A 14,420-nucleotide genomic window follows, 5' to 3' on the forward strand; every position below is an offset into this window, starting at 1 on the left:
GGAATCTTTTCCCACGGCTGCAACTTGTTATGCGCATCGATCAGGTCTTGTTCGTACTTTAAATGGTCGAATGGTTCTTGTAGTTCTACCAAACGAATTGGCGATTCGCCACACGCTTTTCTACATTCCATCATCGGATTGCGATACAGGTTATAACCTTCCAGTTCCCATAATTTATCTTGGGCCTTCTGAGCTGCCGCTTCTTGTGCATACTTGATACCAAGCGACACATCAAAGTTTTCTTTTGACACACAAGCGGTATGGCCAGTTGCTAAATAGAAATCACCATTTAAAAATGCATGAGCGAATGTGGAGGTCGTACCTTCAGGTTGCTCAAAGACGTATTGCACACGCTTCATCATTTCTTTGATCTGATCAAGTGTGACGCGTGGAGCTTCCAAACCTTTGTCTTGAATCTCTTGTTCCATCTGTTCATCTGTATGTGACATGAATGTCTCCTGGTGGATTATTCGTGGTGATCTTTAGAGTTGATGTCTTTGATATATGCATGCTCCATCAAGTACGACGCAGCCATGATGATCAAGGCACAGATCATCAAGGAAATGACGACCGCAGCAAGACCAAGGCGTTCCGTGTGATAGAGAATTAATGAAAAGATCAGCAAGCTGAGAAGGATCAGAAGAATTATTTTTTTCATATGCATCATCATCTCAAAGACTATGCAGATGATGATGCTGTTATGGTTTACGTCATGCTGTATAAAAATCAGGCGAATAGTTGAATATTACTTTTCCCATAGAACCAATTTTTTCAAGTCACTCAACTTGTAATGCGTATGCTTGTTATGCACACCAACAACAAACTTGTCTGCATAGAATCCCTGTGTATTCGTATGCTCTGAATACTCATCCACGTAATACAAACACTGAGGATCCTTAGGTGCAGCATTCAAAATACGGATCACACCTGCATGACCGGTTTTATTTAGGAACGTTCGAGCCTGTTCAATGTCCATAAAAATAGCCTCATCTGGTAATGAGGCTATTGTTTAGTACTGGGCTACGTCTTACAGCTTAATATTTAACCAATATTATCGCTGGTACATGGAGTATTTCTATTTACTCTGTGATTAAATAAATTTTTAAAATTAATAAATTAGTGTGTGTAATGATTAACCCAGAAAACTACAATTTGATAATTTGTGTAAATGAACAAGTTGATGAGCAAATAATCAGAAATATTGATAAATCAGTAGAATTAGTACCAGATACTTTGATAGTTTCTAGTCCACCTACTGGCCCTCAAGCATCTGTACTGCTACTTGGTATTAGCATTATCGCAGTAAAAATATGTGAGGGCTTCTTTACTAAAATAGGAGAGATGATTGCAGAAAAAGCTTTTAGTGACTTGATGGGAACCATAAAAGAGAACCAACAAGAACCATATATTATAACGACTGGTGGTATAATAAAGGGTACGACAAATGGCTACTCTTTACATCACTCAATAGTTTATGCACTAAATGATCGTTTAAATTTAAAATTCATATTTAAAGCTGATTGGGATATGTCTCAGTTTAATAAAGCTGTAATAATTTATAACAGAGAAATGAGAAAATATATAAAGAATCAAAATAATCAAATTTCTAATATTATTGAAACAAAATTACCTCTCTCTGGGTTGCATGTTATTACTGCTGATCTTGAGAGCGACTCAATCATTCATGTTGATATATTCAAGCAATAATATTTTTGAACATTAAAAACCAGTAACAATAGCTACTATATTTCATTAAAGTTGGTCACATTTAAAATGTGACCAAGTTGGAATATTAACTCAGATTATCACTGGTCCTAGCCGTCTCAATTCCTTGCAGTCCAGTAGAAGGCTGTTGTGGTACCGGTGGGTTCATTGGTGATGTATTCTGCTGTACTTGCATCTCGGCAATACCTTCACTGCCGATCTGAGCACCTTCCCCTTCCAAGTATGGAGAGCGGATATCACGTGCCGCTACTTCACCAGGTATAGGCAAGTTCGGATCATCACCCATTGGATTAGGGCGCTGATACCCGGCACCCTGCATAATGATATCGGCAATCGGTGCTGCTTGTGGCACCTGAGCCACTTGTACTGCTCCTTGTACTGCACTGTACTGCGACTGAACGCCTGTCTGTACAGCCTTGGCATCAAGCAATTTAATATCACTTTCAACCTTACGCTCTTTTAAGCGCAATTCTTGTAGCTTGATCTCATTGCCAGATTCTTTCAGAGCCTGAGCCACTGCATCCTTAATACGTTGTTCCACTTCCTCAGGTGTCGGTGCATCCACCGCATCACGAATGCTTTGAATGATGTCACGCTTGAACGGCGTATCCGTAAGCGCAATAAGGTACGGCAGAATCGTCTGCTGAATATTTGGTGGCAATGACTTGGTAACTTCGGACAAAGCTGCAAGCTGCTGTGCACGGAATCCACTGGTACTTGGCACATCCTCAAGAATGACTTTGATGCGCGTACGCTGTACATCATTAGACAGATAGGTATAACCCATTGGATCTGTCTCAGGCTTATTGATATGCACACGACGCTCTGCAGTAATCGCATCACCTTCAATCACCACGACTTCTTCCTTGCTGCCCAAGTCTTCTACAATCATAGAAAGTAATAACTCACCGACCAGGGTTCGAGATTCCTTAAAGTGATCCATGATTTTACGCAATGCCTGGTTAGACTGGTCAATCTGCAGCTGCTCTTGTCGTCCACTGGTTGCTGTACCCTGCCGACCTTGGAAGCCTGAGGTAATACTACTGGTACGCTCAATCGAGATCCGGCTATCTTCTAGCAACTTAAATTGGTGCTGATTCAACTCAAAGTCACGTTCAACTTCAAACTTTGCTCCAGTCTTGGCCATATGCTGCTGATTCAGTTCAATGTAGGCATCTGGTCGTGCAATCTGCTGCATGATCTGGCCACGTGTCATCTGAGATGCACCACGTGTTGTGGTTACACGTACCGAACTTAAGCCCCAACGCAGCTTAGCCTGTGTTGAATTGATCAGATCTTGGCTGTACTTCATATCTCGTACAAAGCCATATGGAATGCCGGTATTGTCCTCACGGAATCCTATGAACGGCACATAAGGGAAGCTTTCATGCGGATATGGTGTAGGCCCATCGTATAGGCAATGTGGTCCCATCCAATAGCTACGACGCATTTTAGCCACCGGTGCACGTTCAGGAATCGCATAACCATTTGCTGCAGCATAAATATGTGCTGGATTATTTTCATCAAACTCGACGATCCGGCCATCATCAAAGCGCAACATAGTCAGTTCTACCCACCGGCGATACCATACTTCTGAGACATTAATCTCTTTAGATGTCTGATCGAACCAGAAACGTTCGGTCTTAGACCAGGCTTGAGCATCACCCCAGGCATTACGCAGACCGGTAGAGTTACCACCATCAATCATACTGTCATGCTGCCACCACAAAGCACCATGTCGGCCAATTGTCTCTATCAGTTCTTTATGCTGAGGGAATGCAATCTTAAGGCGCTGCGGATGTACCCATCGATTACGGCGCAACCATCGTGCATCACTCAGGTCATCTTCCTGGGCTTTCATATCCCAATGGATTTCATTACGGTTCACCGCAACACAGCGATATGGATACTTCAGCGGATCTGCTTCACGTTTGACCTCAACCCAACCGATACCACAACCAATCATCGGCCGGAATGCATCACTACATGCCTTATCTGCTTTGGATAGTCGCTCAGCCTGATTCAATTTATAGTTCAGTGCATCTGCAACATCCTGACCACCAGGCTCGCCGTTGGGTGTCACACGCCAGTCTGTCCGTGTTTCCAGCTCATGACCTTCAATGGCACGCAATGCAGGACCAATCATATTCTCAATGGCAGGAGGAATACCGATCAGCTTCATCCGGGTCAGTAATTCACTGTCCAGCTGGTTGCCATCGGCATAGTCCATTTCTTTATCTGCAGTCGTACGCCAGTGTGGTTGCTGCTCTATCTCATCATGGATCTCATTGAGCTCTTCAAGACTCAATGCCATTTCATCTTTAGCTTCTGGCGTATCAGTCACTGAGTTTTCATCATTCTGCATGCTGCTACCTGTTCTACATTAGTCGCCAGTCGACTGGCTCATCGTTATAGTTATCTTGGCGTTTTGGCTCATCTTCTGCGAACCCTACACGGCTCGTCATATCTGCCACATCTTCAATCAGACCTGCATCCTTGGCCTGTGCCCATTGACGTAAAGCATCGGCACCTTCAGAGCAGCCATTGGCCTTGTTAGGCTGATCAATAAAGCATTTATCTGCTTTGGAGAATTTCTTCTGATAGCCTTCGATACGCTCAATACCTAATTTGCAGCCGTCTTTATCGAACCAGGCATTCTTTAGATGCTTACGTGTGGACTGAATACCGTGGATCAGCTGAGTGATACGCGGCACAATGACAAAGTTATGACCAGGTAATAATTCTTCCAGCTGCTCTAATACAGACTTATTAAAGTCCCCTAAACGCTGGTGCGCTGCATCATGTGGCAGGAAGTGGGTGTGATAGATGTAATCGTGTGATTTGATCTCTGCTACATAGTGTCTTAGATCTTGGCCATGTTTCTCGTAGTAGCGAATAAAACGGTCTTGGCCATTCATGATCTGCTGGTACCAGATTGCACAGCCGTCATGATTCCCGATATCCCAATAGGTATAAGTCGGCACATCCAACACTTCGATCTGACCAATACCACCACGCTTACGCAGTGCCAGCATATCCTTGGCATAGTAGTTACCATCTTTGGCCACCTGGAATGCTTCATCAGGGAATGATGGGTATTCCTGCCACATCTTGGCACTATCACCGCGAAGGTCATTGTCCCGTGTCAGCACATACCAGGCACGCTGATCAGGATCGAGACGCATCTTTATCCCCATTTTCTGGCGTACGATCAGCTCAACCTCATCCAGTTCTTCATGATCTCTGGCTGAAATAGTGACTTGAGTAGAATCAATCCGGTACTTCGGCTCTTGCCACCAGGCATAGAAATGGAATCGATAGTCTTTAGATGTGAGAACTTTGCGCAGCAAGTAGTTGGTCTGTGCTGCCTGAACCATTGCATAGAATGAACCGTTACGACCTTCCGCCGTGGATTCAATCACCAGCACACCATTGGTCGGTACAGTTGGGATCGAACCGGTAATAACCTCATCATCTTTGGCCGGATCACTCGCACAGATCTTACCAAACTCTGAAATCAGCATGCGGTGGATGGTACCGGAACGAAATGATGTCGCTACACGGATGCTCGATCCATTGTGGCCAAACTCAATTTCCGACTTGTTATAGGCTTTTAAAGGGAACCGTGCTCTGATTTCATCCGGGAGGTTGTCGTAAGCAAACTTGATCTTGTCCTTAAAGATACTGAAAACCGTGGGCAAGTCCTGGGCAATGATGGCGCAGTTCTGGTTAGCATTGAACAATGCATGATCCAGCCACAAGATACAGATCAAAGTGGTAAAACCGAGCTGACGTGCTTTTAGGATGATGTTGCGGTGCCACAACCGGTTTAAAAATTTGATCTGTGCAGCGTTCGGTTTAAATGGCAGTTCAAAAGTATCGGCTTCAATGACATTTCCCAAGTCATCCTTAAAGTCATCACCCTTAATTTTGATCTTATATAGACAGCCGGAAAAAATACGCCATTGCGGGTCAGCCAGACATCTTTCCAGTTCTTCCTTATTTGTGGGTAGTTCCGCTAAGCTGGTGTTATACATCATATAATCACCACTTTTGCACAATCATGGTGCGCTTTTGTTGCACGTACGCGCATGAAATGATTTTGATGTGGGTCATTGGTCGTTCTATTCACGTAGCGTCCCCATTTTCATTATCGAACTCAGGGTCATGTGCTACAGGCTGGAATGTGGATGAGTTACTTTGAGCGATTCGATTGATCAATGCAGTCAGATCATCTGCCTTTTCTTCCTGCTTTTTATCCAAGCCATAGACTTGTACTTCCAGACCAACCAAAGTCTTGAGCGTGTCGCCCAGATCCTTCATCGACTTCACCCGGTTCGGCAGCTGGATGATCTTCATGTACAGGTCATTCAATCTATCCTGACCTTTATCATCCTCCTTGCGCATGACATCGCCAAAATCTTGCAGCAATGCGATGTTGTCCAGTCCGATTAAGTGCTCAAGTTCATCAAACAGGCCCATACATAAGTTTCGGGCACGCTGGATATCTTTACGCTGATTGATCTGGATGCTGGCGATCAAATTGGCATTGGCATCAATGGTTTCTTTTTCTGTGGCCTTATATTCTGGTGAGTTGCGTACTTCTGTGCGTACCACTTCAGTGCGTACTATTGCTTCGGCTTTTGCTTTGATCTTGCCGTTTAAATCGCGGGTCCATTCTTGGGTTTTTGCACGCTTGCGAATAGCACCATCAGATACGCCAAAGGCTTGTGCTATCTGTCTTATAGACTGCACGCCTGCACGATATTCGATTTCAATACGTTCCCAATCAGGAGCTGTTTTCTTCTCTGACATCACACCACCTTTGCTTACAAGGTGATGATGGGAGTGCGCGGTGCGTACTGTCGAACCCTACAGTTTTACGCAGTGCGTACAGTGCATAGATGTTCCACGGAAGGATGATTTATTCTTTTTTCTAATTTATAGTGACTCTAACTATAAATACACTTATCACATTTCGATTACAGGATACCAAAATGTCTTTATTAGACTCATACAGAAGAACTGTTCAAGATACAGCTAAAAAGATTTCCCAGGCTCTAGCAAAAAAAGGGAAAGAAACTGAAAGCATTTCAAAAGAAAATACAAAAATTGCAAACTTAAAAAGACAAATTAATAGTACTAGTTCACTAACTACAATTAAAAGTAAGAGTAAAGAGATTGAAAGATGTGAGGCGGCAAAAATAAAACATTATGACAATATAGCTAAACATGAGAAAGAAATTGCAAGTTTAGAGAAACGTAAAGGTGAATATGAAAAAAAGGTCTTCGCTGAAGAAACAAAATTAGCTAAACAAAATCAAGTTAAAGTCGATCGTGCTAACAAGGAACAGGCAAAGTTAATGGCCAACTTATCTTCTACTGTGAAAGATCATTCACAGGAAATCAAAAAACTAAAAGAATTACCGAAAAAAATTACTGTTTTATTTCTAGCGTCTAATCCACGTGATCAAGGGCAATTAGGGTTAGATATTGAAGTGCGATCTATAGATGAACAAATTAGTAAAGCGCGTCATAGAGATTCTGTGAAACTTGAATCTAGATGGGCAGTTAGGCCTGGTGACATTTTGCATCATCTAAATACTTGTGAGCCAACTATTGTCCATTTCAGCGGTCATGGCAGTGATGACGATGAGTTGGTTTTAATGAACAATAATGATGAAACAAAGTTGGTATCACTTGAAGCTATCGTTCAAGCTATGAGCGTAGCAAATGATAATTTACGATTGGTTTTCTTTAATACCTGCTCTTCGTTTAATCAAGCATCATTAGTCACCCAACATATTGAGTGCGCAATCGGGATGACCCAAAGCATTACTGACGAAGCTGCACAATATTTTTCTGCTCAGTTTTATTCATCTATTAGTTTTGGCCACTCAGTTCAAAAGTCATTTGATCAAGCTAAAGCAGCCTTAATGCTTGAAGGAATTGATGAGGCAGAAACACCTATGCTGTACGTAAAAGATGGCCTATCTGCCAGTGACATATATTTACTGTCTGCTGAATAATTTTTCTTTAATGAGTCATGTCAGTCAATTTTGAGATGACTCATTTTTATTATTTGATCTTATAAAATATTAATCTCATAGACTGACCATTATCCAACACTGGATGTGGCATTCCGTTATGCACCACTTTCATCAAACAAGCCTCCTTGGATTTTCTCCTCATGGATACGCTCAATACTACGTGTAAGCTTACTGACTTGGGTAGCAATGTTATTTGTGAGGTAATTCATGCTCCGCCCCATCTCAATATTGCTGTGTTGCATGGCATCGCTCATCATTAAACAGCCAAAATCCCGTGCTTCTTTAGGTGTTAAGGTCAGCACAATATCATCACCGATTTCAATCTTTACCGTACCGTCATTCAACACTGTTTTACTAATCATGCGTGCAGGACGATGCTGTTGCACCGGCATATAAACGCCGCGTTCAACGCGATTTACCTGATTTGTATCCACCAGATAACTTAAGCGATCGTCGATCTGTCCCCGGGTAAGATGTGGCAATGCAATCTGCAGAGTTTCACGTGTAATGATCTGCCCCTGGTTATGCAGATCCACACATGCTTCATAGATCATGATCGTTGATGACTTCTTTTCATCATTCTGCTCTGCGTCTGTATGTCTCTTACGCTCACCCATGGTATTCCCCTTAAATCAGATCAAGATCAAGCACAGTGAGCGTGCCGTAGTGCACTGCGCCTGTATCAATGAAATAACAGTTATGGCGTTTAACCAGTTGCGGTGAAACGCTATGCCCCAGTATTACTGCATGAACATTTTCAACCGCTGAATACTGAGTTCCTTCCCAGTCTCCGAAGCGATCACGGCCCCACATTACGTGATCTGCTACGTGGCGGCCTTCATTCATTGAATTCAAGTCGTTTTTAAAGTCGTCCCAGTTGTTATGCTCAATATGGCCATGTACAAAACCAAAAGTTTTACCCTGGTATTCCACCTCAAGGGCAACAGGTAATTCCGCAAAGACTTTGGCAATGTTGTACATCGCCTGGCCATCCAGCATGTAGAACCATTCACCTCCGTTCGATATATGGCAACGTTTGTATGATTCGTTATGTAGACCACCAACACACAGGTCTTCATGGTTACCACGTACAGCACTAAACCATGACTGAGAAAGTAATTCGATGCACTGCAGGTTTTGTGGTCCACGATCGACCAGATCCCCTACAGAAACCAGATGATCTTTCTCAAAATCAAAGCCAATATCATGTAGTTTCTGCATCAAAAGGTTATAACAGCCGTGTAGATCACCAACGGCATAGAGCTTTCCTTCAATCTGCTTTTCCAATTTTTTGAATAGTGCCATTTAGACCTCTTGAATTTCTATGCCATGTTTCAACATCATGAGTTGCTTTTTCAGCGTATACACCGGATTTGTCGCAGTTGATTTACACTTCACATCTTCAACAATGGTCTGACCAGTCTTGAGATCGGTATATACAAAGTCTGCTTCATAATATCGTGCTGCAGTTCGGCTCTTTTTTGATGGATACTGCACCGAATCAATAATTTCAAAGCGTACGTGATGCTGTAAATCAGCAATCAATCCCATACGCTGCATGGTCTTCAGCTGCTCATACCGACGCTGCTCTTTTTTTGAATCAAACTTAAGCCCGTCCTTTTCGGTCTTAATGTTGTTGTATTTTGGGGTTTTCTTTTTTGGATCAGGTACAGGCTTAGCGCATAAGTGCCCCAAGCCTGCTTTCCGAAGTTCCCGATCAGTCAATACCGCTGGCATAGGCTATTTATTCAGCAGCCAGATCCCAGGCACAAACCAGCCCGGTATTTTCAGCCATAAGCTCATCCAAAGTTTTAACCTCTGGTAAGCCAGTAACTGCTTTTTTCGTATTTGGCTTGAAGGTCGTCATAACACGACGTTCAAAGTTGAAATACATCCCCGCACTGGCCAATGCCAGATGTAAAATATTTGGTTTTAACATCATATTGTTCCCCGATTATCCTGAATCATTTGATAAGCCTTAAAGCCAACTCGAATCGGCATATAGCGGTATTCATCACCATCACGTAAAAATAATGCAGTACCACGATTGGCCAGCAAGGTTGGATAAAAGTCCTGTACTTTGATCCATTCCTGAAAGGCGATATGCAATTCATCGTTACATTTAAACTGCATGTTCAACTCCGTAACTTTTCCCTTGGAATCTCTGTGAGTACTGCTCTTGTACCCATAAAGATCGCAGATTTCTTTCTGCTACTGCCGTACCCTGTTTTAGCCATGAAGTTACAGCCAGATATTCCTTGTAGGCCGCAAGACTCTTAAACTCGACATCAGCACTGATATAAATCTGCATACATTCGATGGCATGACCATCAGGTATATCCTTTCGGGCATCAATCGCATCAGACAGTTCTTGCTTTAAGCCCTTCCAACCCACTTTCTTTAGACCCATACCCAGATCCACCCGGGCATCCGCTTTACCCTGCCAAAGTTCACAGTGATGCATCTCTGGAACTCGTTGCTCATAAGGTACGGTGACCATGTTGGTTTCTTCCTCATGAATATTCATCAGGTGAATATTGGTATGAATGAACCACTCACATGGCTTGATATGATCGAGTACCAGAACGATACCCATGTTCTGCCAATCGTATGCCCCTAACGCTATATGGAACGGTAACGTCTTGCTGTCTGAAAAAAGATCAAATAATTCTTTTTCATCTAGTTTCTTGCGTTCAATGTACTCATGCACATGATGGCCAACATATTCCATTTCCATTGGGAACTTTTGGGCCATGTCACGACGCAATGATGCGTCGTGCTGGTACTGTCTGGTCGCTGCCGGTGATATCCGGTTTGGATTGAATTTCTTCTTACGAACTTTTAGCTTGGACATTCTTCTTTCTCGATTTCGCACAATCCACACAAGCACTATTTGAAACGTAACGCAGTTTTAAACCACATTTTTTACATGGCTTACCTTCATAGGTATCTGCCTCATGTGTTCTATAAACCGTAGTAGACTGCCGTGCTCCACCTTTGCTTTGTCTGCCTTTGCTTGCATATTCCATTTCCGCTGGTTTATAACCGCTTTGCCCTCTTGGGATCTGGGTAATCTCATTGCCCTGTTTCTTAAACTTTGCGACTTCCTTTTCCCAGTACTCGCGCTGTGTCTGCTTCAACTCAGGATTCGTAAATTTGTGAACGACTAGCTCAACGCGTGGCATAAATGTGTCTTGGCCTAAACTCATGCGGTAATCACCCTGTAATACTTGATTGAAATTTTGATAAAACATTTGAAGCGTTTGAAAGGCTGATCTCTCTTTCCAGGCTTCGTACTTTTCGTTCTAAGGTTTGGTTATGCATCTCAAGTTTTGAATAATTTCTTTGCATATAAAGAACCTGCTCTGGATCCTTCAATCTGGCCAATGCCATAGTCAGAAGATTCATTTCGTTTTGAATATTTCTTTCTTCAAAGGCCAGTAATTCAAGATTCTCTTCAATTTTTCGATGGTCCGGCCAGCTCTCATTTTTTTTGCTATATGGGTTGAGTCTCTTAATTCTTGGCACAGCCAGGACACCAGCAACTACCTTACAAATCCCCTTAGGACTGACATAGATCAGGCCCCATTTTTCCGGGAGTTCTTCAGGTTTAATTAATCCGGTTGGGCAGATGTAATAGCGATATTTACCCATACCCTGTGCTGGATTAAGGCGATGAGGTTTATTTTTATCTACCAGAAAGTCAGAGCGACTTGTCTTCGCTTCAAGTAAAAATGTCCCCATACCATTTCGATTTAAACCATGACGCACACCAAACACATCCGGGTTTTCCCCATAACATGCTGCCTCAACGATAGTGAAGTGACAGCCATGACCATTTGCAGATTCAGGACGCTTTAAAAATCGAGCTCCCACTTCGCACAATTCACGATGGTTCATGCAGCACCCGCCTTACCAACCATAAAACTTGGTGGCACTGGTAATGACTGTTCGGTTGGTCGCCACAGGTGTAAGCAATACGGATGGTTATTCACATAGTCGCTTTTAGGTGGATGGTACTGGATTACACAATCATCCTCGCCCCAAAATAGCGACTTGATAAAGCACATCTCCTCCCATGTTGGGCAACGTGCTGGAAGTGAAACGCTTACGTGCTCCCAACCCATCTGATCACTAGCTATGGCAGTAAAAACATACTTCTTGGTCTTTATCCAAAATGCGCCATTGTTACCAAAGCTTGCGTCACTACCCATTGGGCCTTTTAAAATCCTGTATTTTTCTGGTACTTGGAAACTCACACCCCACCCCCTAATCTCACCAAAGCAGCACCGATCAACATAAAAATAAACAGCAGTGTCTTGTTTAGGTCTTTCACCACACATCCCCAAAATCAAAAGCTGACTGGTGAACAGCAGGCTGACGATCCAGCAAAGGTCTGGTCATATCAGCTAACAAACGCTGCTCTTCTGCTTCAACCAGTGGCATGGCATTCATAATATTGCGGTACTCACGGTTACTCAGGCTCTGCTCATTGGCTGGCAGGGTGATATACAGCACCTGGTCTTCAGTCATATCCACAAACTTTAAAATCATCTTGCGACGTGACAGGTTTTTAGTGCCGGCATTGAACCAGTTCTTGATTCGGCTTAGTTTGATCAGACCGCAAAACTCATTTGGATCTTCACAGTGATGGTGAACAGGACGTGGTTTAAAGTTTGGTCCTGGTAATTCAGTGATCTTCCCCTTGTACCCCTTTAGCATTTCATCCAGTGCACGACGTTGCGCCTGCTTCTCTGAATAATTCCCTACATAACGTGCCGCTTTTTGTGCTTCTATGTGCTGTAAAGTCATCTCAATTCCCCTCGAAGATGCTTAATTAATTTTTGATAGAGATCCTGAACCTGTCTGTGTTATGCAGCGATATCAGGCAAATCCCCATTAAATCCAACCTGTTTTAAATAACCTTCCCACTTCTTGGCCTGGGCCTGATCTTTGAGTTTCACGGCGATACGGGCAGCAAGTTTTTCGTAAGTCTCACCTGGTTCACTGAACTTGCTTGTGAACTCTGGGTGGTGTGAAAGTTTTTCAGCGAATGTAAAAATCTGTTTTTCAGAAAGGTGCTGGCTTTGGTATTTCGTACCTGCAGGTTTTTCAGAATTCGGTTTACTCGAATATTTGGTTTTGAATGCGTTGATCACCCAGTCAGCGAAGTGATAAATCATCAGCTCATCGCTCATTGGTTTTTCAGCGTTGTAACTTTCAAAGGCACGTTTTTCACGTTCAATCCATTTTGAATCCACGATAAGTTCAAAATCGATACTGTCATCGGTCAAAAATATTTCTTCACGAAGTTTGTTAAAACAAAACCATGATTTTTTATTTTTAGATTCTATTGATAGATTCTTTGAAAGATTCCGTGTCCCAACGTTGGGACTCTTTCCACGGAACGTTGGGACTCTTTCCGCGGAACGTTGGAACTGTTCCGTTGTTGGGACTGTTCCATTATTGGGACCCTTTAAATCCTCGTTTTCAGCGTCAAAGGATTCCATTGTTGGGACTGTTTCACGACCATTTACACCGACCAAACGATAGACTTTGACTTGCTTGGTTCTGCCCTTTCTTTCACCAGTATCTTCGATCAATCCATCCTGAATCAGCTCATCAATAATCTTAAGCACAGTCTTACGATCCATCTCCGTGTCTTCCACCAAACGTGCAATACTCGGATAAGCACAGTGATCTTCACCTGCTCGGTCAGCCAGTGACAGAAGGACTAACCGCTTAAGAGGCTTAGTACTTCCGCCAGGCTTTTGTTTCTGGCGCACTTTCCATGCCCAGGTGGTTGCGTCTAGACTCATGCAGCTACCTTTCTATTTTTGTTGACCAACCCAGTAATGCGGGTCAGGCCGAATGCCGTAACGCGCATATGTAAGAAAACGCGTTCTTTCCCATCAATGCGATTCACGATCACTGGTGACGTACGATTGGTGAATACCTTGTTCAAAACGTATTGAGCATGCGGTTGCAGCTTGCGATCCGCATCTCGGTAGATCCATTTTTTGTCTATCAGAAGTTTGATTAGATCGGATTCACGGATGCCAATGGTTTTCGCACAGTCCCGCAGACAGTAGGTATTGGTGGTGTCGGCAATGGTGTCGAGTGCTTCAGCCTTAGGTGCTAACTCAGCAATTTGCTGTTGTGCCAATTGCTTGGCTTCAAACTGTTCGGCCCAGGCACGTGCTGCAGCAGCGGGATCAGTGAAGTCTGGAAGTAATGTATTAGGTTTTTTCAGCTCTTCTTCCATAGCTGTCATGCGGTCAAAGACTCGAGCCTGTAATTCATAGCTGTATGACATGGCCAAAAGGCAGGATTCGCGCTTTGGAAAGTGATAACAAGGATATGTGCGACCACGCCCGTCCTGATAATCTCCCAAAAAATTGGGAGCTACTTTTTCACCTAAAACTTTAGGTACTTTTGCCATAAAGTGGTCATGACGAAGTTCAATATAGGGCTTTTCTACAGTTGCAACTTCTTTACGGTGATTGTTAATAAATTCAACAAGTTCCGGTGATGACATGGTGACTTGCTGTGTGATATTATTAGGCTGAATTTGTGTGATTGAATTCATCGTTTTAATCTCCAGAGATTGAAACACTTAAAAAGCCTGATCTCGTAAATCAGGCT

The 14,420-nt window shown here is 43.1% G+C and carries 19 protein-coding genes and 1 pseudogene; 2 read left to right on the forward strand and 18 right to left on the reverse strand.

All coding sequences use genetic code 11. The features are described 5' to 3' along the window. Positions 1 to 143 precede the first annotated feature (143 nt). The 3 genes and pseudogenes from B3Q46_RS01930 to B3Q46_RS01940 all read right to left on the reverse strand — a co-directional run. A pseudogene (locus B3Q46_RS01930) lies at positions 144 to 449 on the reverse strand (Gp49 family protein); the annotation flags it as partial. 17 nt (positions 450 to 466) lie between these two features. Further along, positions 467 to 658 carry a hypothetical protein gene (locus B3Q46_RS01935; protein WP_286713069.1) on the reverse strand — a complete coding sequence of 64 codons (192 nt, stop codon included), beginning with the start codon at positions 656 to 658 and terminating at the stop codon, positions 467 to 469. Positions 659 to 745: 87 nt separating this feature from the next. Beyond that, positions 746 to 976 carry a hypothetical protein gene (locus B3Q46_RS01940; RefSeq protein ID WP_286713071.1) on the reverse strand — a complete coding sequence of 77 codons (231 nt, stop codon included), beginning with the start codon at positions 974 to 976 and terminating at the stop codon, positions 746 to 748. 152 nt (positions 977 to 1,128) lie between these two features. On the opposite strand from B3Q46_RS01940, the gene B3Q46_RS01945 reads away from it, so the two are divergent. Next, positions 1,129 to 1,707: a hypothetical protein gene (locus tag B3Q46_RS01945; RefSeq protein ID WP_286713073.1), complete on the forward strand. Its 579-nt coding sequence runs from the start codon at positions 1,129 to 1,131 to the stop codon at positions 1,705 to 1,707. Positions 1,708 to 1,792: 85 nt separating this feature from the next. Here B3Q46_RS01945 and B3Q46_RS01950 read toward each other — a convergent pair whose 3' ends face one another. From B3Q46_RS01950 to B3Q46_RS01960, 3 genes are all read right to left on the reverse strand, one after another. Continuing rightward, a complete protein-coding gene (locus B3Q46_RS01950; RefSeq protein WP_286713074.1) occupies positions 1,793 to 4,090 on the reverse strand; it encodes a hypothetical protein in 2,298 nt (765 codons plus the stop codon). A gap of 13 nt (positions 4,091 to 4,103) precedes the next feature. Further along, positions 4,104 to 5,765 (reverse strand): terminase, encoded by a 1,662-nt coding sequence (locus tag B3Q46_RS01955; protein WP_286713076.1) that lies wholly within the window; start codon positions 5,763 to 5,765, stop codon positions 4,104 to 4,106. 88 nt (positions 5,766 to 5,853) lie between these two features. Beyond that, positions 5,854 to 6,540: a hypothetical protein gene (locus B3Q46_RS01960; protein ID WP_286713078.1), complete on the reverse strand. Its 687-nt coding sequence runs from the start codon at positions 6,538 to 6,540 to the stop codon at positions 5,854 to 5,856. A 182-nt stretch (positions 6,541 to 6,722) separates the two neighbouring features. Between B3Q46_RS01960 and B3Q46_RS01965 the strand changes: the two genes are divergently transcribed. Next, positions 6,723 to 7,754, forward strand: a complete 1,032-nt coding sequence (locus B3Q46_RS01965) for a CHAT domain-containing protein (RefSeq protein WP_286713080.1) — start codon at positions 6,723 to 6,725, stop codon at positions 7,752 to 7,754. Positions 7,755 to 7,870: 116 nt separating this feature from the next. On the opposite strand, the gene B3Q46_RS01970 is transcribed toward B3Q46_RS01965, so the two are convergent. From B3Q46_RS01970 to B3Q46_RS02025, 12 genes are read right to left on the reverse strand one after another with little or no spacing between them, the layout of a single operon-like run. After that, on the reverse strand, positions 7,871 to 8,392 hold the full coding sequence (locus B3Q46_RS01970) for a hypothetical protein (RefSeq protein WP_286713082.1): 522 nt from the start codon (positions 8,390 to 8,392) through the stop codon (positions 7,871 to 7,873). A 10-nt stretch (positions 8,393 to 8,402) separates the two neighbouring features. Continuing rightward, a complete protein-coding gene (locus B3Q46_RS01975) occupies positions 8,403 to 9,080 on the reverse strand; it encodes a metallophosphoesterase (RefSeq protein WP_286713083.1) in 678 nt (225 codons plus the stop codon). After that, the gene (locus tag B3Q46_RS01980) at positions 9,081 to 9,512 is read right to left on the reverse strand and encodes a DUF1064 domain-containing protein (protein WP_004646840.1); all 432 of its coding nucleotides are present in this window, start codon (positions 9,510 to 9,512) and stop codon (positions 9,081 to 9,083) included. Between the two features lie 7 nt (positions 9,513 to 9,519). Continuing rightward, positions 9,520 to 9,714: a hypothetical protein gene (locus tag B3Q46_RS01985; RefSeq protein WP_286713086.1), complete on the reverse strand. Its 195-nt coding sequence runs from the start codon at positions 9,712 to 9,714 to the stop codon at positions 9,520 to 9,522. After that, complete coding sequence (locus tag B3Q46_RS01990) at positions 9,714 to 9,908, reverse strand: hypothetical protein (RefSeq protein ID WP_286713088.1); 195 nt, start codon at positions 9,906 to 9,908, stop codon at positions 9,714 to 9,716. The genes B3Q46_RS01985 and B3Q46_RS01990 overlap by 1 nt, the downstream gene beginning before the upstream one ends. Continuing rightward, the gene (locus tag B3Q46_RS01995) at positions 9,898 to 10,629 is read right to left on the reverse strand and encodes a hypothetical protein (RefSeq protein ID WP_286713090.1); all 732 of its coding nucleotides are present in this window, start codon (positions 10,627 to 10,629) and stop codon (positions 9,898 to 9,900) included. The genes B3Q46_RS01990 and B3Q46_RS01995 overlap by 11 nt, the downstream gene beginning before the upstream one ends. Further along, a complete protein-coding gene (locus B3Q46_RS02000) occupies positions 10,607 to 10,984 on the reverse strand; it encodes a hypothetical protein (protein ID WP_286713092.1) in 378 nt (125 codons plus the stop codon). Before B3Q46_RS02000 ends, B3Q46_RS01995 begins: the two co-directional genes overlap by 23 nt. 7 nt (positions 10,985 to 10,991) lie before the next feature. Next, positions 10,992 to 11,675 carry a hypothetical protein gene (locus B3Q46_RS02005; RefSeq protein ID WP_004646834.1) on the reverse strand — a complete coding sequence of 228 codons (684 nt, stop codon included), beginning with the start codon at positions 11,673 to 11,675 and terminating at the stop codon, positions 10,992 to 10,994. Next, the gene (locus B3Q46_RS16465; RefSeq protein WP_422652815.1) at positions 11,672 to 12,118 is read right to left on the reverse strand and encodes a DUF7694 domain-containing protein; all 447 of its coding nucleotides are present in this window, start codon (positions 12,116 to 12,118) and stop codon (positions 11,672 to 11,674) included. The genes B3Q46_RS02005 and B3Q46_RS16465 overlap by 4 nt, the downstream gene beginning before the upstream one ends. After that, positions 12,108 to 12,587, reverse strand: a complete 480-nt coding sequence (locus B3Q46_RS02015; RefSeq protein WP_286713097.1) for a hypothetical protein — start codon at positions 12,585 to 12,587, stop codon at positions 12,108 to 12,110. The genes B3Q46_RS16465 and B3Q46_RS02015 overlap by 11 nt, the downstream gene beginning before the upstream one ends. A 59-nt stretch (positions 12,588 to 12,646) precedes the next feature. Next, positions 12,647 to 13,594, reverse strand: a complete 948-nt coding sequence (locus B3Q46_RS02020; protein WP_286713099.1) for a helix-turn-helix domain-containing protein — start codon at positions 13,592 to 13,594, stop codon at positions 12,647 to 12,649. Further along, positions 13,591 to 14,364, reverse strand: a complete 774-nt coding sequence (locus B3Q46_RS02025) for a phage antirepressor KilAC domain-containing protein (RefSeq protein ID WP_286713101.1) — start codon at positions 14,362 to 14,364, stop codon at positions 13,591 to 13,593. The genes B3Q46_RS02020 and B3Q46_RS02025 overlap by 4 nt, the downstream gene beginning before the upstream one ends. Positions 14,365 to 14,420: the final 56 nt, after the last annotated feature.

The sequence above is a fragment of the Acinetobacter sp. UBA2581 genome, from assembly GCF_002339435.1.
Lineage (GTDB): Bacteria > Pseudomonadota > Gammaproteobacteria > Pseudomonadales > Moraxellaceae > Acinetobacter > Acinetobacter variabilis.

Bases quoted from the DNA above. Each gene is read 5' to 3' on its own strand.
- B3Q46_RS01935 (WP_286713069.1), bottom strand. From the start codon at position 658: ATGAAAAAAATAATTCTTCTGATCCTTCTCAGCTTGCTGATCTTTTCA.
- B3Q46_RS01940 (WP_286713071.1), bottom strand. From the start codon at position 976: ATGGACATTGAACAGGCTCGAACGTTCCTAAATAAAACCGGTCATGCA.
- B3Q46_RS01945 (WP_286713073.1), top strand. From the start codon at position 1,129: ATGATTAACCCAGAAAACTACAATTTGATAATTTGTGTAAATGAACAA.
- B3Q46_RS01950 (WP_286713074.1), bottom strand. From the start codon at position 4,090: ATGCAGAATGATGAAAACTCAGTGACTGATACGCCAGAAGCTAAAGAT.
- B3Q46_RS01955 (WP_286713076.1), bottom strand. From the start codon at position 5,765: ATGATGTATAACACCAGCTTAGCGGAACTACCCACAAATAAGGAAGAA.
- B3Q46_RS01960 (WP_286713078.1), bottom strand. From the start codon at position 6,540: ATGTCAGAGAAGAAAACAGCTCCTGATTGGGAACGTATTGAAATCGAA.
- B3Q46_RS01965 (WP_286713080.1), top strand. From the start codon at position 6,723: ATGTCTTTATTAGACTCATACAGAAGAACTGTTCAAGATACAGCTAAA.
- B3Q46_RS01970 (WP_286713082.1), bottom strand. From the start codon at position 8,392: ATGGGTGAGCGTAAGAGACATACAGACGCAGAGCAGAATGATGAAAAG.
- B3Q46_RS01975 (WP_286713083.1), bottom strand. From the start codon at position 9,080: ATGGCACTATTCAAAAAATTGGAAAAGCAGATTGAAGGAAAGCTCTAT.
- B3Q46_RS01980 (WP_004646840.1), bottom strand. From the start codon at position 9,512: ATGCCAGCGGTATTGACTGATCGGGAACTTCGGAAAGCAGGCTTGGGG.
- B3Q46_RS01985 (WP_286713086.1), bottom strand. From the start codon at position 9,714: ATGTTAAAACCAAATATTTTACATCTGGCATTGGCCAGTGCGGGGATG.
- B3Q46_RS01990 (WP_286713088.1), bottom strand. From the start codon at position 9,908: ATGCAGTTTAAATGTAACGATGAATTGCATATCGCCTTTCAGGAATGG.
- B3Q46_RS01995 (WP_286713090.1), bottom strand. From the start codon at position 10,629: ATGTCCAAGCTAAAAGTTCGTAAGAAGAAATTCAATCCAAACCGGATA.
- B3Q46_RS02000 (WP_286713092.1), bottom strand. From the start codon at position 10,984: ATGAGTTTAGGCCAAGACACATTTATGCCACGCGTTGAGCTAGTCGTT.
- B3Q46_RS02005 (WP_004646834.1), bottom strand. From the start codon at position 11,675: ATGAACCATCGTGAATTGTGCGAAGTGGGAGCTCGATTTTTAAAGCGT.
- B3Q46_RS16465 (WP_422652815.1), bottom strand. From the start codon at position 12,118: ATGTGTGGTGAAAGACCTAAACAAGACACTGCTGTTTATTTTTATGTT.
- B3Q46_RS02015 (WP_286713097.1), bottom strand. From the start codon at position 12,587: ATGACTTTACAGCACATAGAAGCACAAAAAGCGGCACGTTATGTAGGG.
- B3Q46_RS02020 (WP_286713099.1), bottom strand. From the start codon at position 13,594: ATGAGTCTAGACGCAACCACCTGGGCATGGAAAGTGCGCCAGAAACAA.
- B3Q46_RS02025 (WP_286713101.1), bottom strand. From the start codon at position 14,364: ATGAATTCAATCACACAAATTCAGCCTAATAATATCACACAGCAAGTC.